Genomic DNA, 339 nt, shown 5'->3' on the forward strand with positions numbered 1-339 from the left:
TCCGCAATCCGGCTGGCCACGGTCATTGCCTCTTCCTGATCGTGGGTGACGATGACAAAGGTCGTGCCGGTTTTCTCCTGAATATCCATCAGCTCGAACTGCGTCTCATGACGCAGTTTTTTGTCCAGCGCGGCCAACGGTTCATCCAGCAACAGTAATTTCGGCGCGCGGGCCAAGGCGCGGGCGAGAGCCACCCGCTGCTTCTGCCCGCCAGAGATCTGATCGGGCTTGCGTCGCGCGAATTTCTCCAGCCGCGCCAGCCGCAGCATCTCTTCCACCCTTGCCGAGAGCCGGTCTTTGGCCCAACCGTCCCGCCGCAGGCCGAAGGCAATGTTGTCC

The 339-nt window shown here is 61.9% G+C and carries 1 protein-coding gene; it reads right to left on the reverse strand.

The annotated features are described in order from the left end of the window. Positions 1-339 (reverse strand): ATP-binding cassette domain-containing protein (locus EN862_RS35280; protein ID WP_135913314.1); only part of this gene is annotated, 339 nt, incomplete at both ends.

This window comes from Mesorhizobium sp. M2E.F.Ca.ET.219.01.1.1 (assembly GCF_004016445.2).
GTDB lineage: Bacteria > Pseudomonadota > Alphaproteobacteria > Rhizobiales > Rhizobiaceae > Mesorhizobium.